Origin of the sequence: Desulfovibrio sp., assembly GCA_016208105.1 — a bacterium.
Classification (GTDB): Bacteria; Desulfobacterota; Desulfovibrionia; order Desulfovibrionales; family Desulfovibrionaceae; genus Fundidesulfovibrio.
Window position 1 is genome coordinate 203,846 of record JACQYS010000017.1, and the last position, 20,384, is coordinate 224,229.

21 protein-coding genes are annotated in these 20,384 nt (G+C 61.1%); 13 read left to right on the forward strand and 8 right to left on the reverse strand.

Translation table 11 applies throughout. From position 1 onward, the window contains the following. From HY795_09650 to HY795_09660, 3 genes are all read left to right on the forward strand, one after another. The gene (locus tag HY795_09650; protein ID MBI4805487.1) at positions 1 to 687 is read left to right on the forward strand and encodes a response regulator transcription factor; all 687 of its coding nucleotides are present in this window, start codon (positions 1 to 3) and stop codon (positions 685 to 687) included. Next, on the forward strand, positions 668 to 2,035 hold the full coding sequence (locus tag HY795_09655; GenBank protein MBI4805488.1) for a HAMP domain-containing protein: 1,368 nt from the start codon (positions 668 to 670) through the stop codon (positions 2,033 to 2,035). Before HY795_09650 ends, HY795_09655 begins: the two co-directional genes overlap by 20 nt. A 106-nt stretch (positions 2,036 to 2,141) precedes the next feature. Beyond that, the gene (locus HY795_09660) at positions 2,142 to 3,521 is read left to right on the forward strand and encodes a DegQ family serine endoprotease (protein MBI4805489.1); all 1,380 of its coding nucleotides are present in this window, start codon (positions 2,142 to 2,144) and stop codon (positions 3,519 to 3,521) included. A gap of 164 nt (positions 3,522 to 3,685) precedes the next feature. On the opposite strand, the gene HY795_09665 is transcribed toward HY795_09660, so the two are convergent. Next, complete coding sequence (locus tag HY795_09665; protein ID MBI4805490.1) at positions 3,686 to 4,111, reverse strand: hypothetical protein; 426 nt, start codon at positions 4,109 to 4,111, stop codon at positions 3,686 to 3,688. A 127-nt stretch (positions 4,112 to 4,238) separates the two neighbouring features. Here HY795_09665 and HY795_09670 point away from each other — a divergent pair, with 127 nt between their 5' ends. After that, a complete protein-coding gene (locus HY795_09670; protein MBI4805491.1) occupies positions 4,239 to 6,128 on the forward strand; it encodes a potassium transporter Kup in 1,890 nt (629 codons plus the stop codon). A 93-nt stretch (positions 6,129 to 6,221) separates the two neighbouring features. Here HY795_09670 and HY795_09675 read toward each other — a convergent pair whose 3' ends face one another. After that, positions 6,222 to 6,638, reverse strand: a complete 417-nt coding sequence (locus HY795_09675; GenBank protein ID MBI4805492.1) for a response regulator — start codon at positions 6,636 to 6,638, stop codon at positions 6,222 to 6,224. A 122-nt stretch (positions 6,639 to 6,760) separates the two neighbouring features. Next, positions 6,761 to 7,513, reverse strand: a complete 753-nt coding sequence (gene surE, locus HY795_09680; GenBank protein ID MBI4805493.1) for a 5'/3'-nucleotidase SurE — start codon at positions 7,511 to 7,513, stop codon at positions 6,761 to 6,763. A gap of 119 nt (positions 7,514 to 7,632) precedes the next feature. Between surE and HY795_09685 the strand changes: the two genes are divergently transcribed. From HY795_09685 to HY795_09715, 7 genes are all read left to right on the forward strand, one after another. Continuing rightward, on the forward strand, positions 7,633 to 8,664 hold the full coding sequence (locus HY795_09685; GenBank protein ID MBI4805494.1) for an HD domain-containing protein: 1,032 nt from the start codon (positions 7,633 to 7,635) through the stop codon (positions 8,662 to 8,664). Next, positions 8,640 to 9,284, forward strand: a complete 645-nt coding sequence (gene tmk, locus HY795_09690; GenBank protein MBI4805495.1) for a dTMP kinase — start codon at positions 8,640 to 8,642, stop codon at positions 9,282 to 9,284. Before HY795_09685 ends, tmk begins: the two co-directional genes overlap by 25 nt. Positions 9,285 to 9,399: 115 nt before the next feature. After that, positions 9,400 to 10,200, forward strand: a complete 801-nt coding sequence (locus tag HY795_09695) for a transporter substrate-binding domain-containing protein (GenBank protein ID MBI4805496.1) — start codon at positions 9,400 to 9,402, stop codon at positions 10,198 to 10,200. A gap of 45 nt (positions 10,201 to 10,245) precedes the next feature. Next, the gene (locus tag HY795_09700; protein MBI4805497.1) at positions 10,246 to 11,028 is read left to right on the forward strand and encodes an amino acid ABC transporter permease; all 783 of its coding nucleotides are present in this window, start codon (positions 10,246 to 10,248) and stop codon (positions 11,026 to 11,028) included. After that, a complete protein-coding gene (locus HY795_09705; GenBank protein ID MBI4805498.1) occupies positions 11,025 to 11,276 on the forward strand; it encodes a glutaredoxin family protein in 252 nt (83 codons plus the stop codon). Before HY795_09700 ends, HY795_09705 begins: the two co-directional genes overlap by 4 nt. Before the next feature lie 3 nt (positions 11,277 to 11,279). After that, positions 11,280 to 11,627 carry a ferredoxin:thioredoxin reductase gene (locus tag HY795_09710; GenBank protein MBI4805499.1) on the forward strand — a complete coding sequence of 116 codons (348 nt, stop codon included), beginning with the start codon at positions 11,280 to 11,282 and terminating at the stop codon, positions 11,625 to 11,627. Between the two features lie 208 nt (positions 11,628 to 11,835). Continuing rightward, on the forward strand, positions 11,836 to 12,483 hold the full coding sequence (locus HY795_09715) for a response regulator transcription factor (GenBank protein ID MBI4805500.1): 648 nt from the start codon (positions 11,836 to 11,838) through the stop codon (positions 12,481 to 12,483). A 28-nt stretch (positions 12,484 to 12,511) separates the two neighbouring features. Here HY795_09715 and HY795_09720 read toward each other — a convergent pair whose 3' ends face one another. The 5 genes from HY795_09720 to HY795_09740 form a co-directional block, all read right to left on the reverse strand. Beyond that, positions 12,512 to 12,778 (reverse strand): Hpt domain-containing protein, encoded by a 267-nt coding sequence (locus HY795_09720; GenBank protein MBI4805501.1) that lies wholly within the window; start codon positions 12,776 to 12,778, stop codon positions 12,512 to 12,514. Between the two features lie 53 nt (positions 12,779 to 12,831). Then, on the reverse strand, positions 12,832 to 14,202 hold the full coding sequence (locus HY795_09725) for a sigma-54-dependent Fis family transcriptional regulator (protein ID MBI4805502.1): 1,371 nt from the start codon (positions 14,200 to 14,202) through the stop codon (positions 12,832 to 12,834). Positions 14,203 to 14,256: 54 nt separating this feature from the next. Further along, positions 14,257 to 15,924, reverse strand: coding sequence for a PAS domain-containing protein (locus HY795_09730; GenBank protein ID MBI4805503.1), 1,668 nt, complete (start codon positions 15,922 to 15,924; stop codon positions 14,257 to 14,259). Positions 15,925 to 15,927: 3 nt separating this feature from the next. Then, positions 15,928 to 17,202, reverse strand: coding sequence for a DUF4405 domain-containing protein (locus HY795_09735; GenBank protein MBI4805504.1), 1,275 nt, complete (start codon positions 17,200 to 17,202; stop codon positions 15,928 to 15,930). A 153-nt stretch (positions 17,203 to 17,355) separates the two neighbouring features. Next, positions 17,356 to 17,865, reverse strand: coding sequence for a periplasmic heavy metal sensor (locus tag HY795_09740; protein MBI4805505.1), 510 nt, complete (start codon positions 17,863 to 17,865; stop codon positions 17,356 to 17,358). A 255-nt stretch (positions 17,866 to 18,120) separates the two neighbouring features. Between HY795_09740 and HY795_09745 the strand changes: the two genes are divergently transcribed. Further along, positions 18,121 to 19,098, forward strand: a complete 978-nt coding sequence (locus HY795_09745; GenBank protein MBI4805506.1) for a GDP-mannose 4,6-dehydratase — start codon at positions 18,121 to 18,123, stop codon at positions 19,096 to 19,098. Next, positions 19,095 to 20,186, forward strand: a complete 1,092-nt coding sequence (gene gmd, locus HY795_09750) for a GDP-mannose 4,6-dehydratase (GenBank protein MBI4805507.1) — start codon at positions 19,095 to 19,097, stop codon at positions 20,184 to 20,186. The genes HY795_09745 and gmd overlap by 4 nt, the downstream gene beginning before the upstream one ends. Positions 20,187 to 20,384: the final 198 nt, after the last annotated feature.

Genomic DNA, 20,384 nt, shown 5'->3' on the forward strand with positions numbered 1-20,384 from the left:
ATGCGTATCCTCCTGGTTGAAGACGACCCCCAGGCCGCGTCCTATCTGGTCAAAGGTTTGAAGGAGCAAGGAGTGGCCGTGGACCACGTGGTGGACGGACGGGAAGGTCTTTTCAGGGCCACTTCCGGCGGCTACGATGTGATCATCCTGGACCGGATGCTCCCAAGCCTGGACGGCCTCTCCATCCTCAAGGCGGTTCGCGCCGCCGGGGACACCACACCCGTACTGGTGCTTTCGGCCCTCTCCGACGTGGACGCCCGGGTGGAAGGACTGCGCGCGGGCGGGGACGACTACCTGCCCAAGCCCTTCGCCTTCGCCGAACTCATGGCCCGGGTGGAGGCTTTGGGACGACGCGGCCGGGCCGAGAAGCCCCTTACCATCTTGAGCCTGGCCGATCTGGAGCTGGACCTCACCGCGCGCACCGTAAAACGGTCCGGCAAGGTCATCGATCTAAAGCCCAAGGAATTCGCTCTGCTCGAATACTTCATGCGCCACGCAGGGCAGGTGGTCACCCGCACCATGCTGCTCGAACGGGTCTGGGATTACGCCTTCGACCCCCAGACCAACGTCATAGACGTGCATGTCTCCAGGCTGAGGGGAAAGATAGATAAGGATTTCGACAAACCTTTGCTGCACACCGTGCGCGGCGCGGGATACATGCTGCGTGATTCGACCGAAACTTCTTAAAACCTTCAGCTTCAGGCTGGCCCTGTGGTACGTGGCCCTGTTCGCCATTTCCGCCACAGTGGTCTTCGGTTTCATCTGGTGGGCCGCGGTGACCTTCATGCTCCGCCAGACCGACGAGATCATCGAATCCGAGGTCTGGAGCCTGGTGGAACAGTATGACGAGCGGGGCTTGGCCGCGCTGTCCATGCAGATATCCAGCCGCCAGCGCAACGAGGCTTCACGCTCCAACATCTACCTTCTGGTTGACCGCGAATTCCACTACCTGGCGGGAAACATGCGCCAGTGGCCCCGCAATATCGATCCCAAGGGCTACCCCGAATGGCACACCATCCCGGTCACGGCCGAGGACGATCCGAAGCAGCTCGAGGCCAGGGTCCGGGTGGTCACGCTCATGGGCAAGGTGCACCTGCTGGTGGGGCGCGAGCTCTCGGATGTATTGCGGGCCCGGACCATCATGGCCCGCTCCATGGCCATCGGCATATTCTTCACCGTTATCATGGGGCTTATCTGGGGCAACGTAATGAGCGTGAAGCTTTTACGGCGCCTGGAAGAGGTCAACAGCGCCAGCCAGGAAATCATGGGAGGGGCGCTGGAGAGGCGCATTCCCCTGGCCGGGTCGGGCGACGAGTTCGACCGCCTGGCCGCGAACCTGAACGACATGCTCGACCGCATAGGCGAGCTCCTGGCCACGGTGCGCCAGGTGAGCGACAACATCGCCCATGATCTGAGAAGCCCGCTGACCCGTCTGCGCTCGCGCCTGGAACTGGCCCTGCTCGAACCTCCTGACGCTCTTTCCCAGCGCGTGGCCATGGAGGAGGCCATTGACCAGGCGGAATCCATCATCGCCACGTTCAACGCCCTTCTCACCATTGCCCAGGCCGAATCAGCCACTGCGCGAAGCAGTTTCGAAAGCCTGGACCTGTCCGCCCTGGTGCACGACGCGGTGGAGCTTTACGAGCCGCTGGCCGAGGACAAGGGAATCGCCATGTCCGTCGTGCTGACCGGCAGCCTCACGGCCAGGGGCAACCGCCACCTGCTCTCCCAGGCCATGACCAACCTGCTGGACAATGCAGTGAAATACACCCCCGAAGGAGGTTCGATCCGGGTGAGCGCGGAGCGTGACGGAGACACCGTCATCCTGAGGGTGGCCGACTCGGGCCCTGGCATCCCTCCGCAAGAGCGGGATAACGTGCTCAAGCGCTTCTTCCGATTGGACGAAAGCCGCAACACGCCAGGCTCCGGTCTTGGGCTCTCCCTGGTGGCCGCCGTGGCCAGGCTTCATGCAGCCAGGCTGGAACTTCTCGACAACGATCCCGGCCTTATCGTGAGGATAAGCATCCCCGGATGAACATCTGTTCATTTCCGGGAAACATTCCTGTCATTTACGATCCCTACTTCCTCGCATCACGGAAGCGGCACACGCTTCATACCTCAGGAGAGAATCCATGTACCGGATGAAACCGTTAAGAATCACCCTCGCAAGCGCACTCTTCGTTCTCCTAGCCGCTGGCCAGGCTTTGGCCCAAATGCCCAAGTTCGCGGACCTGGCAGAAAAGGCCGGGCCCGCTGTGGTGAATATCTTCACCGAAACCGCTCCCAAACAGACCCAACGCCAGCCGCGCATGCAGACCCCGCGCGGCACGCCCTTCGACGATTTCTTCGACCAGTTCGACCAGTTCTTCAACCAGCAGCCCCAGCGACGCTCACGTTCGCTGGGTTCTGGTTTCCTCATATCCGCCGACGGTTACATTCTCACCAACAACCACGTGGTGGAGAAAGCCGACAAGATCAACATAAAGCTCCAGAAAGGCGAAAAGACCTTGCAGGCCAAGGTTATCGGAACCGACCCGGAGACTGATCTTGCCCTCATCAAGATCGATAACGGAAGCAATCTGCCGTTTCTGAAGCTCGGCGACTCGGCCAAACTGCGCGTGGGCGACTGGGTCATGGCCATCGGCAACCCCTTCGGCCTGTCCCACACGGTCACGGCGGGCATCGTCTCGGCCAAGGGCCGGGTCATCGGGGCAGGAGCATACGACGACTTCATCCAGACCGACGCCTCCATCAACCCCGGCAACTCCGGAGGTCCGCTCATCAACCTCGACGGCGAGGTGATCGGCATCAACGCGGCCATCATCGCCTCCGGCCAGGGCATCGGCTTCGCCATCCCCTCCAACATCGCCAAGGATGTGGTCAACCAGCTCAAAAGCAAGGGGAAGGTCCGCCGTGGCATGATGGGCGTCACCATCCAGCCCTTGGATGAAAACACGGCCAAGGCCCTTGGCCTTTCCACGGATAAGGGCGCGCTGGTAAGCCAGGTCAATCCTAACAGCCCGGCCGAGAAGGCCGGACTGGCCTCTGGCGACGTGATCACCGAAGTCAACGGCCAGGCCGTGACCGACGCCCACGACCTGACCACCCGCATCGGCGCAATGCCCCCGGGCGATTCCGTGAACATCACGTATACCCGCAAGGGCCAGACCAAGACCGCCAAGGTCACCCTGGTCGAACGCGATATCAAGCAGTTCGGCCAAGCGGGCGAGGACGACTCCGCCCAGAGCGGCAACACCTTGGGCATGACTCTGTCCGCGGCCGATCCCCGCACCGGCCGCCCGGCGGGTGGACTCCTCGTGGTGAACGTGGAGCCGAACTCCCCGGCGGCCGAGGCCGGCATCCGCAAGGGGGACGTGATCATGGAAGTCAACCAGCGCCAGGTCGCCACTCCCGAGGAAGTTGCCTCCATCGTCGCAAAGGAAGGCAAGGCCAACGGCGCGGTGCTGGTTTTGGTCAAACGCCAGGGGCAGCCCGTCTTCCGGTCCATCCCCGTGCAATAAGGCATGTCTCGTATACCCGGCGAAGAGATGACCGCCGGGCCCTCTTCCACCCTCGCTTGAGCCCCCCTCTGGGGGGCTCAACTATGTGGTGAGAATAAACGGCCGCCCGGAACTCCGCTCCGGACGGCCGCACTCTCATTGAAAGACCAAACAGCAGACGGAATCTACGGTTTCATGCCGCACCCTGAATACCAGCTGTTGCAGCTTGAGATGCAGGCATCCACATCATACTTGCTCTTATTATCCGGGTCGGATTTGCACTTGGCCACGCACTGCTGGTACTGTTGCTGGCAGTATTCGGAAGTTTCCACCACGCCCGGAGCCTGCTTGCGGCGCTCTCCCTGCACCGGCGGCGGGGTGACGGGCACCATGCCGTCCTGAGTTGTCAAGCGAAGCCTGGCCGCGCAGACCATGTTGCAGTCCACGCATTCATAGTTGCAGGTCACACTCGGGTTGCCCGATGTGTCGGCTACGGTGCAAACCACCGTTCCGTCAGGGCGAACGCACTCGTAGATACGCGGTTGTTGCTGGGCATAAGCAGCCGGGGAGGCCGCGCAGAGGATGACGAGCATCAATAAAACTCGTTTCATGTCCGTTCTCCTTGGTTCGCTCAAAATTAGCCTGGAAATACCCTGCGGCCTGGTTTGCCGCAAGAGTCTTGATGTTTTTCATTCCCAGAATTTGACAGCATTCGACGCCAGACGGTAGACACTTCGTATGAGCACGACTGGCGAATCCGCGCATTCCGGGAAAAAAACGACCCTCGCCTTGTCCCTCGGCGCGCTTGGGGTGGTCTACGGGGACATCGGCACTTCCCCCTTGTACTCCATCAAAGAATGCTTCCACGGACTGCATGCCATCGAGCTGACCAGCGCCAACGTTCTTGGCGTTCTATCGCTGATCTTCTGGTCGCTCACCGTGGTCATTACCGTCAAGTATGTGTCCTTTATTCTTCGCGCGGACAACAAGGGCGAAGGCGGCGTGTTCGCCCTGCTTGAGCTCTTGCCCAAAAAGAAGTTCGATCCGCGAACCGTGGTTGTAACTTCACTGCTTGGACTCTGCGGGGCGTCGCTCTTGTGCGGCGAAGCGGTGATAACCCCGGCCATTTCCGTGCTTTCGGCCATGGAGGGTCTGGAGATCGCCACGGACACGGCCCGCCCGCTGGTGGTGCCCTTGACGCTCGTCATCCTTTTCGGGCTTTTCATGGCGCAAAAACACGGCACCGACGGGATCGCCCGCGTCTTCGGCCCGGTTATGGTTCTCTGGTTTCTGGTGATCGGGGGGCTTGGTCTTTACCAGATTATGCAGTCCCCGGACGTCCTCATGGCCTTGAACCCCTCCCATGCCCTGGACTTCTTCGTACGCAACCGTTTTCACGGCGTCGTGGTGCTTGGTTCCGTGGTGCTGTGCATCACCGGCGGCGAAGCGCTCTATGCGGACATGGGGCACTTCGGCAAACGGGCCATCCGCCTTTCCTGGCTTTTTTACGCCTATCCGGGACTATTGCTCAACTACTTCGGCCAGGGAGCCGGCCTTATCTCCAATCCGTCCATCGTGATCCATCCCTTCTACGGCATCGTTCCCAAGGCCTGGATCTATCCCATGGTGGTCCTCTCCACCATGGCCACCATCATCGCCTCCCAGGCCATGATCTCGGGCATATTCTCCATTATCCGCCAGGCCGTGCAGCTCGGCTATTACCCCCGGGTGCGCGTCATCCATACCTCGCGCTACATGGAGGGACAGATCTACATCCCCGAGGTCAATGCCTTCCTCATGTGGGGATGCATCGCCCTGGTGCTCATCTTCAAGGAGTCCAGCCGCTTGGCCGCGGCCTACGGCATAGCCGTGACCGCCACCATGACAATTACGTCCTGCCTGTTTTTCCTGGTGGCCCGCAAACGCTGGAACTGGCCGCTCTGGAAGGCCCTGCCACTGCTGCTCCTGTTCTGTGCATTCGATGTCAGTTTTTTCGGCTCCAACCTGCTCAAGATGTTCGACGGGGGTTGGATTCCCGTGGTCATCGCCATCACCGTGGTCACCTGCATGAGCACCTGGAAAGCTGGGCGCGCCGCCCTTGGCAAAGTGCTGCTCGCGGAGACCGTTCCCCTGGAGTTGTTCCTGAACGACGTGGCCGCGAAAAAGCCCCACCGGGCCAAGGGTTCCGCCGTCTTTCTTTCGGTTTCCCCCACTGGCGCGCCGGTGACGCTGCTGCACTTTTTCAAGCACACCAAAATGCTCCACGAGAAGGTGGTCATCATGTCCATCCAATCCTCGGACGAGCCCTATGCCAACATCGGCCAGAATCTCACCATCTCCTGTCTGGGCGAGGGGTTCTATCGAGTGGTGGCCACATACGGCTTCATGCAGACCCCGGACGTTCCGCAGATTATGGAATACGCCAGGATCGGCGGGATTGACGCCGATCCCGCGGACACCACTTTTTTCCTGGGGCGCGAATCACTTTTCACCACGGGCAAATCCCCCATGGCGCATTGGCGCAAGCGTCTGTTCGAGTTCATGAGCCGCAACTCGCGTCCGGCCTCAGCATACTTCAACATTCCGGCCGGGCGGGTGATGGAGCTTGGCGTGCAGGTGGAATTGTAGCTGCGCGGGGAAAGGGGAAAAATGTACGACGCCTGTCTCGCGGAATGCTCCGCTCCAGGCGTTCACCCGAAGAGCCCGATGTTCAGGCCCTTCTCACTCCGGCTTCCGGGAGGTCACCAGCCCCATCTCGCGCAGTGCTTGAATGAACCGTTCGTTTTCCAGCGGTTTAGTCAGGTAGAAGTCCGCCCCGCATGCGTAGAGGGCGTCTATCTGTGTTTCGCGCTCGTCAACCGATGAGAGCATGACGATTTTGGGACGGTTTTCCAGAGGGACTTTCTGTTCGTTATAGAGCGTGACGATCTCACGCACTGTGGCCAGACCGTCCAGGCCCGGCAGCATGACGTCCATGAGGATAAGGTCGTAAGGTTCCCCACCGGACAGTGACTCCTCCACCCGGGCGATGGCCTCCTCGCCCGTATAGGCCATGCGGCATCGCCCCACTTCCAGGAGAAGCTGGCTTACGTGGAACTGGGTGACCTCGTCGTCGTCCACTGTGAGCACATTCAACATGCCATTTCCCTCTAACGGCTGGTTGTGTGCATGAAGATCGTGCTTGTTCCCTACATCTTTTTTTCGGCCCGGCAAAGAAAAAGCCCCTTTGTAAGGGGCCCCTGGCGAATAGTATCACCTGCTCAGAACGACAACCCGGAAAGTCTCCCCATGGTCTCGTGGTCCGTGAAATCGAAGCGCAGGGGGGTGAGCGTCATGAACCCCTCCGTGAGTAGCGCCCTATCCTGGCCCGCTGATACCATGTCCGGAGGGATAACCCCGGTAAGCCAGTAGTACTTCCGGCCGCGCGGGTCCACGCGCTCCTCATACCAGTCTTCGTAGGCGGCACGGGTTTGGGGGCACACCTTGAGGCCCTTCACCTCACCCATGGGCAGGTCTGGAAAGTTGAGGTTCAGGACGCAGTGCTTGGGCAGGCCGTCCCAGTCCACTTTGGAAAGAAATGACGCGGTGAAATCCCCCTGGGCGGAGAGGTCCTGGGGGCTGAACCCGTCGAAGGACACCGCCAGGGCGGGCAGGCCCATGAGCGCTCCTTCCGTGGCCGCGGACACCGTGCCGGAATAGAGGATGTCCACCCCCACATTGGCCCCGGCGTTGATGCCGGAGACCACCAGATCCGGCTGCGTGGCAAGGAGCGTAGTGAGACCGAGCTTCACGCAGTCCGCTGGGGTGCCGGAAACCCCCTGGCCGACGAACTCTGGCTCCTCGAAGGTCTTGACGCGAAGCGGCGCTGCCAGGGTGACCGCGTGCCCCACGGCGCTCATCTCCGTGACCGGGGCCACCACGCTGACCTCGTGCCCGGCCCGGACAAGGGCGTGGTAGAGTGAGCGCAGTCCCACGGCCTGGATGCCGTCGTCGTTGGTGAGCAGTATCTTCATGCACCTCTCCGGTAATGCGGTGGAATCTTCCCCTGTCGATTGACAAGCGCCCGGACCTCGGGGCAGTTTTGCCCAGGCATTGCGGGCAACTATCGTATGCCCCTGATGGAGGCAAGCCGGTGACTGAAAAACGCATTTTCGTACGCGACCTGTCCGTGGGAGACCAGGTACGCGAGTGTTTCCTGCTGGTACAGGCCACCAAAGGCCAGTCCCGCAACGGTCCCTTCTGGTCGCTCAAGCTCCAGGACGCCTCTGGTTCCATTGAAGCCAAGCTCTGGTACCCGGCCTCCCAGGCCTTCGAAGAGCTTCCCCACGGCCAGTTCGTCATCGCCGCCGGAACCGTCACCTCGTACCGCGACCAGCCCCAACTCAACCTCGACAGTCTGTCCGCCCTGGGGGCCTCTCCGGAAGGCATCGACTTTAGCCATTTTCTGCCCGAAAGTACTGAAAAGCCAGAATCGCTCTATGCCAAGCTCGAGGAGTTCCTTTCTATAAACATTGGCCACGCTCCCTGGAGACGCTTCTGCCGCAAGGTGCTCTCCGACCCGGAGATTCGGGAGAAGCTCCTGGCCGCGCCCGGCGCCAAGGCCATGCACCACGCCTACCGGGGGGGACTTTTGGAGCACACCCTGGCAGTGTGCAAGGTTGTCCTCTCGCTCTGTCAGCTTTACCCCGAGCTTGATCGCGATACCCTGTTGGCAGCAGCGGCCTTCCACGACATGGGAAAGGCTTGGGAAATCTCCTCCGGGCTTACCAGGGAATACACGGATGAAGGCCAGATGCTCGGCCACATCGTAATCGGCATGACGCTTCTGGAACCGTTCATGCGAAAGGCCAAGAACCTCGACCCGGCTCTCATCCTGCACTTTAAGCACATGCTGGTGAGCCATCATGGTGAACTTATGTTCGGTTCACCCAAAACCCCCATGACTCCCGAGGCCATGATCCTGCACTTCGCGGACAACATCGACGCCAAGGTGCACCAGTTCCTCGGCGCGGTGGAAGACCCGGAGAAAATCGGCGTAACCGGTTTCGTGCGCGCCCTGGACCGGTACGTGTACAACCCCGCGCGGGTGAAACCTGACAATGGCGCGGCGAGAAAACTACAGGAAAAAGGGCCTTCCCAATGTTCGTTACCTTTGAAGGTGTAGAAGGCTCGGGTAAGTCCACCCAGATAGCCCTGGCCGAAAGCTGGCTCAGGGGGCTCAGGCGCGAGGTGCTCACCACCCGCCAGCCAGGCGGCTGCGCCTTGGGTCTGGAACTGCGCCGTATCCTGCTGGACGCGCGCAACACCCACCTAGACCCGACGGCCGAGCTCTTCATGTACCTGGCGGACCGGGCCCAGCATGTGGCCGAGGTGATCCGCCCTGCCCTGGCCGCAGGAAAGGTGGTGCTGTGCGACCGCTACCACGACTCGACCGTGGCCTACCAGGGATACGGCCGGGGGCTTGACGTAGAGCGCCTGATACACCTGGGCGAGATGGCCACCGGTGGTCTGGTCCCGGATATCACCGTGATCCTGGACTTGTCCGCGGAGGAAGGGCTCGCCAGGGCCAAGGGCCGAAACAAGGCCGCCGGAGCCTGCCAGGCTGAAGGGCGTTTCGAAGCCCTGACCATCGACTTCCACCAGCGCGTACGGGACGGTTTCTTGTCACTGGCCGCTCGGGAACCCGGACGTTTCACCGTGGCCGACGCCTCGGGGGTTCCCCAGGCCGTGTTCGAACGCATCCGCGCCGCCATCGAGGCCCGCCTGGGCAGCCAGACCCCGTAAGTTTCACCCTGAATTCCCGTTCCCCGGGAAAGGCCACGCCAGCCTAGAAAAGGCTTTTCTGCGCTCAATGTTTCAGGCTAGGAAGACACCATCCCCGGTTTCCAGGAGGTTTTCAATGATTCGCCGCACCCTGCTCGTTCTGATCGTCGCGGTCTTCGCCGCCCAGGCGGCGCTGGCTCAGACTGCCTTCGACATCAACAAGCAAAGCCTGCTCACCGAGATCGCAAGCCGCAAGAAACTGGTTGTGGGCATGGAGCTCAAATATCCGCCCTTCGAATCCACCGACGCCAAAGGCCAGCCCATCGGCCTGGATGTGGAGCTGGCCAGGCTCGCAGCAAAAGACCTGGGCGTGGAATTAGAAATCAAGGACATGGAGTGGACCGGGCTCATTCCGGCCCTGCAGACCGGAAAAATCGACATCATCATCTCCGGCATCACAGGCACCCTGGAACGGGCAAAGACCATCACCTTCACCAGCGCCTACTTCACCACGGGCCTGTGCGCCCTGCTCTCCAGCAAGCGCGCCCCGGACGTAACCAAAGTGGAGGAGCTTAACGACGCCAAGCGTGTCATTGCGGTCAAGACCGGAACCACCTCCGACCTCTTGGCCTCCAAGCGCTTTCCCAAGGCCACCATCAACCGCTACAAGGACGAATCCGCCTGCGTGCAGGAAGTGGTCAACGGCCGGGCCGATGCTTTCATCTACGACCAGCTCTCCATCGCCAAACACCTGAAGGAATACCCCGGCGTCACCAAGGCCATCCTGACCCCGTTCACCTATGAGCCCTTCTGCATCGCCATGCGCAAAGGCGACTTCGACCTGTGGAACTGGTTCGAGATGTTCGTGTCCCTGCGCAAGGCCGACGGCACCCTGGATGATTTGCGCAAACAGTTCGTGCAGCCCCTGTTGCAGTAACCGTCCTACTGGCCCCGGCGCCAACACGCCGGGGCCGCCAGACCAATGTCCAAAATACTCTTCGTCCGCCTTGTTCTTCTTGCTGCCGCCGCCGCAGTGCTGGTCTCCATGATGTCCACCATCCACTACAACTGGAACTGGTGGGTGGTCTGGCAGTACCGGGAGCTTTTCCTCCAGGGGTTCGTAAACACCATCCTGGTCTCCTGCGGGGCCATCTGCCTGGGTCTTGTCATCGGCATCCTGGGCGGGCTCGCCCGAGTGTCCGAGAACATCTGGTTCAAGGAACTGGCCACGCTCTACGTTTGGGGATTCAGGGGCACCCCGCTGCTCACACAGATATACATCTTCTATTTCTGCTTCGCCGTTATCGTGCATGTGGACAGCCCGTTTCTCACCGGCATGGTCACCCTGGCCTTTTTCGCAGGCGCCTACATTACGGAGATGGTCCGGGCCGGAATCGAATCGATCTCGCCCGGCCAATGGGAAGCGGCCCGTTCCTCCGGTCTCACCCACGGCCAGGCGCTTCGCCACGTGATTTTTCCGCAGGCGCTCAAACGCATCATCCCCCCGGTGACCGGGCAGTTCGTTTCACTCATAAAGGACTCCTCGCTTTTGTCCGTGATCGCCGTGCGTGAGCTGACCAAGGGAGCGGAAATCGTCAACAGCATTACCTACAAAACGTTCGAGGCCTACCTCCCGCTGGCCGTCTTCTACCTCCTGCTCACCTACCCCTTAAGCATCTTGACCTACCGTCTGGAACGGCGGATAACCTACCAATCCGCTCCGAGGAGCCGGATGCCCGTCCAGCCTAAAGGAGCTGATCGATGAACAAGTCCGTAAAAGTCTTTGCCCTGTCCACATGCATCCACTGCAAACACTGCAAGGAGTACCTCGACGAACGCGGTCAGCCGTACGAATGCGTCTACGTGGACAAACTCGCGGGCGACGAACGCAAAAACACCATCGAAGAGATCAAGAAGGTCAATCCCACCCTCTCATTCCCCACGGTGATGGTGGGCGACAAGGTCATCGTCGGCTTCGACAGGCAAGAAATCGACAAAGCCCTGGAGGGATGAGCCATGGACGCCAAGGAACTCTACGGCAAACTCAAATCCTTCCAGGAAAAGAAGGGCTACTTTTTCAATAAGGACATGGCCATGGTCATGGACCTTCTCGAGATGCTCCTGGTCAACAAGGAGCGCTACGGCCACATGGCCTGCCCCTGCCGGCTGGCCTCGGGCGACTTCGAAATGGACAAGGACATCGTCTGCCCATGCGTCTACCGCGAGAAGGACGTCGCCGAATACGGGACCTGCTTCTGCGGCCTGTACGTCACCCAGGAATGGAACGACGGCAAGGTGCCTCACCGGGTAGTGCCGGAGCGCCGCCCGCCCGAGAAAGTGCTCGCCGGTCTCGGCCTGGGATAAACCAACCCAACCCCGCCCTCCGGCGGGGTTCTTTTTTGGCTGCCGCGCCCACGACATGCCAGTTACGAGAATTTTTCCATTCTCCATTCCCGAACGCAGTTTATGGACGATTTGCCCCTAAATCCCCGTGATTACTATTGACTCTTTTCGCATCTTTGCTAACGTGCCAAGAAACGGAGGCCTTTTTAACCTTAACACTCCGGAACATATGAAAAAAATCAGGATACTCCTTGCAGAGGATATGGAAATCGTTCGCAAGGGGCTGAAAGCGCTGCTCCTGGCGAATTCCGGATTTGAAGTCGTGGGGGAGGCCCCGGACGGCCATCTAGCCGTCAACCTGACCGGACGGCTCAACCCGGATGTGGTTCTCATGGACCTCTCGCTGCCGCGTATGGACGGAGTGGAGGCCATCGCCGAGATAAAGCGGCGCTACCCCAGGGTTCGCATCATCGCCCTCACCGCCTACGGCAAGGAAAATTATCTCACTTCGGCCGTCCAGGCCGGGGTGGATGGCTATCTGCTCAAAAACAGCCCCAGCGAGGAGCTTTTCTCGGCCATCAACGCCGTCTCCGCCGGGCAGACATATTTCTCCCGCGAAATTTCAGCTATGCTGGCCCAGGTCTGCCGTCAGGGCAACAAAACCGCTGACCCGCTGGAGCGTCTCTCCAAGAGGGAGCGGCAGGTGCTGAAGCTTGCGGCCAAAGGCCACACCAACAAGGACATCGCGGAGGCCATCTTCGTGTCCGTCAAAACCGTGGAAAAGCACAAGACGAACTTGAAGAAAAAGCTCGGTCTGCGCAGCTCCCTGGAATTGGCCGCCTTCTGCCTTGAGAATGGATTGATCGAGGAAGATTAGAAGACTATAATCAGCTGCAAAACTCCGGCTACGACTGACCAGCCTGCACGCAGGTTTCGAGTTCCGCCAGAAGACCGGAGAAATCGTCCAAAGCCGAAGAAGCCCCCTTTAGGTCTCCAGATGCGGTGCTGTCCTCCGCCCGAGCCGCCAAAGCAGCCAATTCCTCCAGGCCAAAACGCATCGCCGCTCCTTTAAGCCCATGAGCCGCCACGCGCGCGCCGTCCTTATCCTTCTTGCCAAGGGCCTGAACCGCTGCCGCGAATGATTCACGCAGCGCTGTACACACCTCCGGCATCAGTGATCTCAGCACCTCCGGGACCGCCTGGAGCATCTTTTGCGCCCGGGTGCTCATCGTTTTGCCAGGCCAAACTTTTTTAATTTGTACTGCAATGTCCGGCGGCTGATGCCCAGGGCCTCGGCTGTTCGCTCGCGGTGTCCCTCGTTGGCTTCGAGCGCCGTCACCACAGCCAGACGCTCCGCCTCTTCGAAACTCACCGGAGCATCCCCAGCCGACGCCTGCGGGAGGTGCTTGGCCACCGACTCCACAAGATGGGGAGGAAGCGTCTCCGGAGTCAACGTATCCGAACGTGCAAGGATTACAGAACGTTCCAGCACGTTTTCCAGCTCGCGCACGTTTCCAGGCCAGGCATACCGGGTCAGTATGTCCAGATACGCGGGGCTCACCGACCTGACGTTCTTTTTATTTCGCGCGCCAAGCTTGGTCAATAGATACGCGACCAGCTCCGGCAGGTCCTCGATACGCTCCCGAAGGGGAGCAATTCGAATCTCCAGCACAGCGAGCCTGAAATACAAATCTTCCCTGAACGCTCCCCTGGCAACTTCCGCCCGCAAATCGCGGTTGGTGGCCGCCAGGATGCGTACATCCGTCTGTACCGGTTTCACGGAACCAAGGGGTTCGACCGTTCGTTCCTGCAACGCCCTGAGCAGCTTGGCCTGGAGGCTGAGCGGCAGCTCTCCCACTTCGTCCAGAAAGAGCGTCCCTCCGTTCGCCAGTTGGAACCGGCCGGGTTTGTCCTTTACCGCACCGGTGAAAGCGCCCTTCACATATCCGAAGAGCTCGCTTTCCAAGAGGTCTCCGGGCAGGGCCGCGCAATTGACCTTGATGAGCGGGTTGTCCCGTCTGGGGCTCATGGCGTGGACCAGTTCCGCCACCAGTTCCTTGCCCGTTCCGGAATCGCCGAGGATGAGAACCGTGGCTTCCGCCGGGCCCACCTGTTGCGCCAATTCCCGCACCTGGCGCATGGCCGGGCTTGCACCTATGAGCCTGGCGGCCGCATCCGTTTCGCCGACCTTGCGTTTGAGGTCGCGGTTTTCCGACAACAGCCGGCCGTATTCGAAGGCCTTGTGCAATACGGCCTTCAATTCCTCGTTGTCGGCCGGTTTGGTCAGATAATCGAACGCTCCTCGCTTCATGGCCTCCACGGCTGATCCAACGGTACCGTAGGCCGTAAGCATCACCACCGGAAGCGCCGGGGAGATTTCCCGAATTCCAGCCAAGGCCTGCATGCCATCCATGCCGGGCATTTTCATGTCCAACAGCACCACGGACGGGCAGTTCGCGCCTGCGCAGGCGCGAAGGAGCCTGAGCCCCTCTTCAGCGGATGCGGCCTCGGACACGGACCAGCCCGCATCCTCCATGACCGCCCGGACCATCAGACGATGGCCGGGCTCGTCGTCTATGACCAGCAGTTTCTTCATAGGTATTCGTCAACCGACACTGTGGACTTCAACACCGATTCATCCTTTGTCCGGTCACCCATTTTTCTCCGACGTGAAGCTCATGCTCACCACTGTTCCCTTTCCAGGTTCGCTTTCAATATCGAGAGTTCCATGATGGTCGCGCACGATCTTGTGCACGATGGCCAATCCCAGGCCCGATCCTTCCTTGCGGGTGGTGAAGAACGGCTCCAAGGCACGGCCGCGTTCTTCCTCGCTCATGCCCCGGCCTGTGTCCGCCACGCATACCGACACCCCATCGGCAAGAACTTTACTTGAAAGCGTTATGGTCCCGCCTGCCTCGGGCATTGCGGCCAGGGAGTTGAGCACCAGATTGATGAGCGCCTGCTTGAGTCCGTCCTCGTCGGCAAGAACCTCGGGGGCTTCAAGGTCCAGGACCAGTTCGGCCCTGGCGCGTTCCAGGTCGAAGCGCATGAGCTCCCGAAGATCTCCGGCCAGGACAGCCAAGTCCACGGAGCGTGGTTCCAAGGGCCGTGGCCGGGCCAAGTACAGAAGGTCCGTAACCACCCTTCCCAGCCGGTCGGCTTCCTGGACCATGGTGTTGGCGTAGGATTCCTCCGGATCTTTTCCCTTGAGCTTGGAGGCGAAAAACTGGGCGAAGCCGCGCAAGGCACTCAGGGGATTTCGTATTTCGTGGGCCACCCCGGCGGCCAAACGGCCCACGGCCGCAAGATGCCTGGACTGTTCCAGATCGCGCTCCAGGGACCTAAGCTGAGTACGATCGCGCACCAGCACCATGGTCTCGCCGTCCAGGGGCGCGGCCAGAGTTTCCAGGTTGCGTCCCTCAAGCTCAATCTGCACCCAGGCGCGGGATTCTCCGTGTATGTCCAGGCCCCGTCCCAGGGGAAGTTGTGCAAACGGTTTCCCCACCAGGTCCGGACCGAGGATATTCTTTGCGGCGGGGTTCACTCCCGACACCAATCCGGACGAGTCCACCGTCAGGAGGCCCTCGGGGAGCGAATCAAGAAGCTTGGAATGGAAACTCTCCAGCCTGGTGAGACGCTGCCCCTGGGCCCGGCGGCGAAGATAGGCCAGAATGAGAATCCACAAGAGCGCTGCGGTGCCCAACACGAAGCCGGTCTGCATCAGGGCGGCGTTTCTGAAGTTGGTATACTGGGCATAGTGCTCGTCCAGGCTCATGCCAACCAGAAAGTAGATCGGAGGCTGTTTGCCGGGCGGGACATCCTTGGCACCGGGGCAGAACTTGGCCATGCCGGGGCGCATGCGGGCCGCGTAGCCGAGCATGGTCATCCCACCCATGGGCATTGACCCGAACCACTCCCCGGTGAGCGCCAGATCGGAAAGGGCCAGTGGGTCCAGAGGGACCTGGAGCTGTCCCTGGGCCTCCTTGGGAGCCGACGAAAGCAGTTGCCGGCCTTCGGCGTCGTACACGCCGATGAACAACACATCCCCGGATTCGGCCATTTCCCGGAACACGTCCTCGAGCCGTTCCCTGGCCACTTCAGGCTGCATGCGCCCGAGCATGGGCATCACGCGCATGAGGTTGGACTCCACACCCCGCAGGATGGTGCGCGCCGCGTACTGCACGTGCTGGTCGATAAGCTGGCGCTGCTCCACGAGGTTGCGCCAGGTCACGGCCGAGAGGGCCGCCCCCAGGAGCACCAGGGCCAGGGCGGCCAGGGCCAGCAGGCTTTTCGGAGTACGCGGAGAGGAAACGTCCATATCTTACTTGACCATGAGGTCCATCACCTGTTCGGGGGTGAGGTTGTTCTCTATGGCCAACTCTCTAAATGTCATGTCCGAGAAGGCCACTATTCCCTTGGCCTTGAGCTTGGCCAAGGATTGAGCCGTTTCCAGCCCGTGGTCGCGGCAGAAGGAGGCCAAGGTCATTGCTCCCAGACCTTCGGGAGCGGCAATGGCTGTGGAGGCCGGAGCTTGTTGCGCGGAGGGGGGCTGGACCTGCCCTGGAGTTTGCGGCTGCTGCGCTGCCGTGGACTGTTCAGGCAGCGCACCCGGGGGTGAAACCGCGGGGGACTGCGGTACCACCTGCTCTGAAGGAGCGGGAAGAGCCGGAGCGGCCTGGGGCTGGGGCTGCGCAGCCGGAGGCGTTGACGCTGGGACCACAGGCGATTGAGGCTGCTGGGGCGTGCCGCGCAAGGCGTCGTACACCTCGATGGGCAGCATGAGGTTGTTCTGGGCTATCTGGCGAAGCGTCATGTCGCCCGAAGCCTTGATGCCAGACTTGCCGAGCTTGTCCACTGCCGTGTTCAGGTTCAGTCCGTACTGCTCGCAGACATCGGCCAGTTTGAGCCTGCCCAGGCCCGGAGGAGGATCGGCCGGTAGCTGCGGCGGCGGGGGAGGCGCCTGGGGTCTGGGCGCTTCGGCTTGGGCTGCGGCAGGGGCGGGAAGCCTGGGCTCCTTGCCACCACGAAGAGTCTCGTACACCGCGGCCGGCGCTAGTCCGTTCTGTCTGGCTATCTCCGCGATGGTGGCGTCCGGCAAGGGCAGCTTCACATTGTGCGCCGCCAGGTTGGTCAAAGCCTTGCCCGGGTCCAGGCTCAGCCGTTTGGCAAGCTCCGTGGGCGAAAGATTTGCAGCACCGGCCAGAGGCGGTTCTCCGAAACTTTTGGCGTGCCACGACTTGAGCGACGAGGACATCCCCACCAGTGTCCCGCCTGGCGGCAGCATGAGCCCGCTGGCCAGAACGAACACGGCGAACACGATGATGGCCGTAATCCAGACCGGCGCCGCGTCCGGCTCCTCATCGGACGCCCCCATCATTCTGGTCCCGCCAGCGATCAGGCTGACCAGACAGGAGAGAACCAGCAGAACACCCAGTCCGTAGTGAAGGGATTCCCAGCGCGGCCGGGAGAGCCCCAGAAAGCTCCAGTCAGACCAGAGGGCCACTTCTGCCGAGGGCCCAGCGAAAAGCGCCAGGGACGATGCCGTCAGGCCGGCCATGGAAAAAGCGAGCAAGAGCCAGAAAAGTCGGCGTATCATTGCATGCTCCAAGAGAGAAATGGGGGCTTTACGCCCTCTCCACATGGCATCTATCACCCGGGGTGCAGTCAGTGCAATCGCCCCCCTGAATGAAGGAACCCCGCCGATGGGGGGCGGGGTTCCAGAGGTGAGGGGACAGAAGGCGTATGGGAACTATTGGGACTGGCCTGGGGTCTGGCAACACGGAGGCTGGGCCTGATTGCCGGCCTGGGCGCCGCGACCGTAGCCTCCGACCATGGGGCAGCCGCCCGCACCGTAACCCGGACCGCCGCATCCACCCGCCCCAAAGCCGGGGGCACCGGCCAGGGGCAGATTGACGCCTGTTTCCTTGAGAATGCGCTGCTGCAGGGCCACGCGCTCCTGATACACCATGGAGCTCAGGTTGCCGATTTCCTTGGCCAGGGCTTCAATCTTGGAGGCTTCGGGCTTGGGCGATGCCAAAAGAGCGTTCAGTTCGGCCTGCTTGGCCCACTTGCGGCTCTCCAATTCATACAGTTTCTGGCGGCCTTCGGTGAAGAGCTTGGCCACCTGCTCCTGCTTCTCTTGCGGAACTCCCGCCAGCCAGCCGCCCGGGCCACCGCCCTGAGGATAGGCCAGGGCCAGGGACGAAGTGGCCAGGAAAGCGGCCACCACCAGCGACAAGGTTATCATTCTCGATTTCATGCTCGTATCTCCTCCATGGGGCTTGCTCATTACGTTGTCTGCCAATCAAAGCAGCATCCGTGCCAACAATTTAATTCTTTTATTCAAAGGCGTTAACCCGCGACGGCCATAAGGAGCAGCCGAAACGTGCAGCAATTTGCACATGTATGTGCACACCATTCTGCACATGTCCGGCACGTCCGGCAGCGCCGACATTGACAGGCGTGGACGTTTGGACCATGAAGGATCGCTTCTGCGAAACATCCCGGAAAAGACATGAAATCCGCTCTCATCATAGGCATAACCGGTCAAGACGGCGCATTCCTGGCCAAGCTTCTCTTGGACAAGGGATACACCGTTGCCGGCACCTCACGCGACGCGCAGATGGCCAACATGACCGGCCTGACTGCTCTAGGAGCCGCAGACAGCGTCACCATCCATTCGGCCTCGCTTACGGATTTCAGGGGGCTGTGGCAGGTGATCGAAAAGGTGGAGCCCGAGGAGATATACAATCTCGCGGGCCAGAGTTCCGTAGGCCTTTCCTTCGAGCAACCGCTTGAGACCTTCGAATCAGTGGCCGTGTCCACCTTCAATATACTGGAACTCTTACGCCTCTTGGGAAAACCGGTGCGCCTCTACAACGCCTGCTCTTCCGAATGCTTCGGCAACGCTGCGGACAGGGCAAACGAGACCACTCCTTTCATGCCCCGCAGCCCCTACGCCGTGGCCAAGGCGGCCTCCTACTGGGCCGTTTCCAACTATCGTGAGGCCTACGGACTGTTCGCCTGCTCGGGCATCCTCTCCAACCACGAGTCGCCGCTTCGCCCGGCCCGCTTCGTCACCCGCAAGATCGTATCCACTGCCTGCCGCATAGCTGCCGGGAGCGGCGAACGGCTGAGCCTGGGCAACACCAGCGTGGTGCGGGACTGGGGCTGGGCCGGAGAATACGTGGACGCCATGTGGCGCATGCTCCAGGCCGATACGCCCGAGGACTTCGTTATAGCCACGGGCGCGAGTTATTCCCTCCAAGACTTCACAGCCCGGGTCTTTTCCGAGCTGGGCCTCGACCATACAGAACATGTGGACACCCGAAACGACCTCTACCGTCCCACGGACATCCTGGTGAGCCGCGCCGACCCCTCCAAAGCCAGGGAAAAGCTTGGCTGGCAGGCCACAATGGCCATGCCCGAGGTGGCCGCGGCCATGGTCAAGGCCGAACAGGAACACATGCCTCCCAAGGAGAACCGTTCATGAAGAAGAAGGTCGCCCTCATCACTGGCATCACCGGCCAGGATGGAGCCTATCTCGCTGAAATGTTGCTGGAGAAGGGCTACGAGGTTCACGGCATCAAACGCCGCTCCTCGCTTTTCAACACCAATCGCATCGACCATCTCTATCAGGATCCGCACATCACCGGACGCCGCTTCATCCTGCACTACGGTGACATGACAGATTCCACCAATCTCATCAGAGTCATCCAGCAGGTACAGCCCGATGAACTCTACAACCTGGCCGCCCAGTCCCATGTGGCGGTCTCCTTCGAGACCCCTGAGTACACCGCCAACTGCGACGCCCTGGGCACCCTGCGCGTCCTGGAAGCCATCCGCATCCTGGGGCTCACCCAAAAAACCCGCATCTACCAGGCGTCAACTTCGGAGCTCTACGGGCTCGTGCGGGAGACCCCCCAGACCGAGAAGACCCCCTTCTATCCGCGCAGCCCCTACGCCGTGGCCAAGCTCTACGGCTACTGGATCACGGTGAACTACCGCGAAGCCTACGACATGTTCGCCTGCAACGGCATCCTGTTCAACCACGAGTCTCCCATGCGCGGGGAGACTTTCGTCACCCGCAAGATTACCCGGGCCATGGCCCGTATCAAGCTGGGCCTTCAGGACTGCCTCTACCTGGGCAACTTAAGCGCCAAGCGCGACTGGGGGCATGCCCGCGACTACGTGGAGATGATGTGGCTCATGCTGCAGCAGGACAAGCCGGACGACTTTGTCATCGCCACGGGCAAGCAGTTCAGCGTCCGCCAGTTCGTGGAGACCGCAGCTGCCGAATTGGGCATTCCTCTGCGCTTCGAGGGCACGGGCAAGGACGAAAAGGGCTACCACGCCCAGACCGGCAAGTGTCTGGTGGCCGTAGACCCGCGTTACTTCCGCCCCACCGAGGTGGAGACGCTCCTGGGCGACCCAACCAAGGCCCGCGAGAAACTCGGCTGGCAGCCGCGCATCACCTTCGAACAGATGGTTTCGGAAATGATCAAGGCCGACCTGCGCGACGCCGAGCGCGACAGCATGTGCCGCGACAAGGGGTTCAGGACCTTCGACTTCCACGAATAGAAAACCGGAGGATGAGAAGCCTCCGGCGGCCAAAGGGCCCAGGCCCTTTGGAATCCCAAATAGCTTTGCGCCCGCCACCGGCATGCCGGTGGCGGGCGCAAAATTTATTGAGGGTCCAGGGGGATCATCCCACTGGCGGGTCCGGGCGAAGCCCGGCAAGGGTGCAGGGGCGGAGCCCCTGCCCTTACGTCAACCTCA

Bases quoted from the DNA above. Each gene is read 5' to 3' on its own strand.
- HY795_09745 (MBI4805506.1), top strand. From the start codon at position 18,121: ATGAAATCCGCTCTCATCATAGGCATAACCGGTCAAGACGGCGCATTC.
- HY795_09740 (MBI4805505.1), bottom strand. From the start codon at position 17,865: ATGAAATCGAGAATGATAACCTTGTCGCTGGTGGTGGCCGCTTTCCTG.
- HY795_09720 (MBI4805501.1), bottom strand. From the start codon at position 12,778: ATGCCGGAGGTGTGTACAGCGCTGCGTGAATCATTCGCGGCAGCGGTT.
- HY795_09650 (MBI4805487.1), top strand. From the start codon at position 1: ATGCGTATCCTCCTGGTTGAAGACGACCCCCAGGCCGCGTCCTATCTG.
- HY795_09660 (MBI4805489.1), top strand. From the start codon at position 2,142: ATGAAACCGTTAAGAATCACCCTCGCAAGCGCACTCTTCGTTCTCCTA.
- HY795_09670 (MBI4805491.1), top strand. From the start codon at position 4,239: ATGAGCACGACTGGCGAATCCGCGCATTCCGGGAAAAAAACGACCCTC.
- HY795_09700 (MBI4805497.1), top strand. From the start codon at position 10,246: ATGTCCAAAATACTCTTCGTCCGCCTTGTTCTTCTTGCTGCCGCCGCC.
- HY795_09735 (MBI4805504.1), bottom strand. From the start codon at position 17,202: ATGATACGCCGACTTTTCTGGCTCTTGCTCGCTTTTTCCATGGCCGGC.
- HY795_09695 (MBI4805496.1), top strand. From the start codon at position 9,400: ATGATTCGCCGCACCCTGCTCGTTCTGATCGTCGCGGTCTTCGCCGCC.
- HY795_09675 (MBI4805492.1), bottom strand. From the start codon at position 6,638: ATGTTGAATGTGCTCACAGTGGACGACGACGAGGTCACCCAGTTCCAC.
- HY795_09710 (MBI4805499.1), top strand. From the start codon at position 11,280: ATGGACGCCAAGGAACTCTACGGCAAACTCAAATCCTTCCAGGAAAAG.
- surE (MBI4805493.1), bottom strand. From the start codon at position 7,513: ATGAAGATACTGCTCACCAACGACGACGGCATCCAGGCCGTGGGACTG.
- HY795_09715 (MBI4805500.1), top strand. From the start codon at position 11,836: ATGAAAAAAATCAGGATACTCCTTGCAGAGGATATGGAAATCGTTCGC.
- tmk (MBI4805495.1), top strand. From the start codon at position 8,640: ATGTTCGTTACCTTTGAAGGTGTAGAAGGCTCGGGTAAGTCCACCCAG.
- HY795_09725 (MBI4805502.1), bottom strand. From the start codon at position 14,202: ATGAAGAAACTGCTGGTCATAGACGACGAGCCCGGCCATCGTCTGATG.
- HY795_09705 (MBI4805498.1), top strand. From the start codon at position 11,025: ATGAACAAGTCCGTAAAAGTCTTTGCCCTGTCCACATGCATCCACTGC.
- HY795_09665 (MBI4805490.1), bottom strand. From the start codon at position 4,111: ATGAAACGAGTTTTATTGATGCTCGTCATCCTCTGCGCGGCCTCCCCG.
- HY795_09730 (MBI4805503.1), bottom strand. From the start codon at position 15,924: ATGGACGTTTCCTCTCCGCGTACTCCGAAAAGCCTGCTGGCCCTGGCC.
- gmd (MBI4805507.1), top strand. From the start codon at position 19,095: ATGAAGAAGAAGGTCGCCCTCATCACTGGCATCACCGGCCAGGATGGA.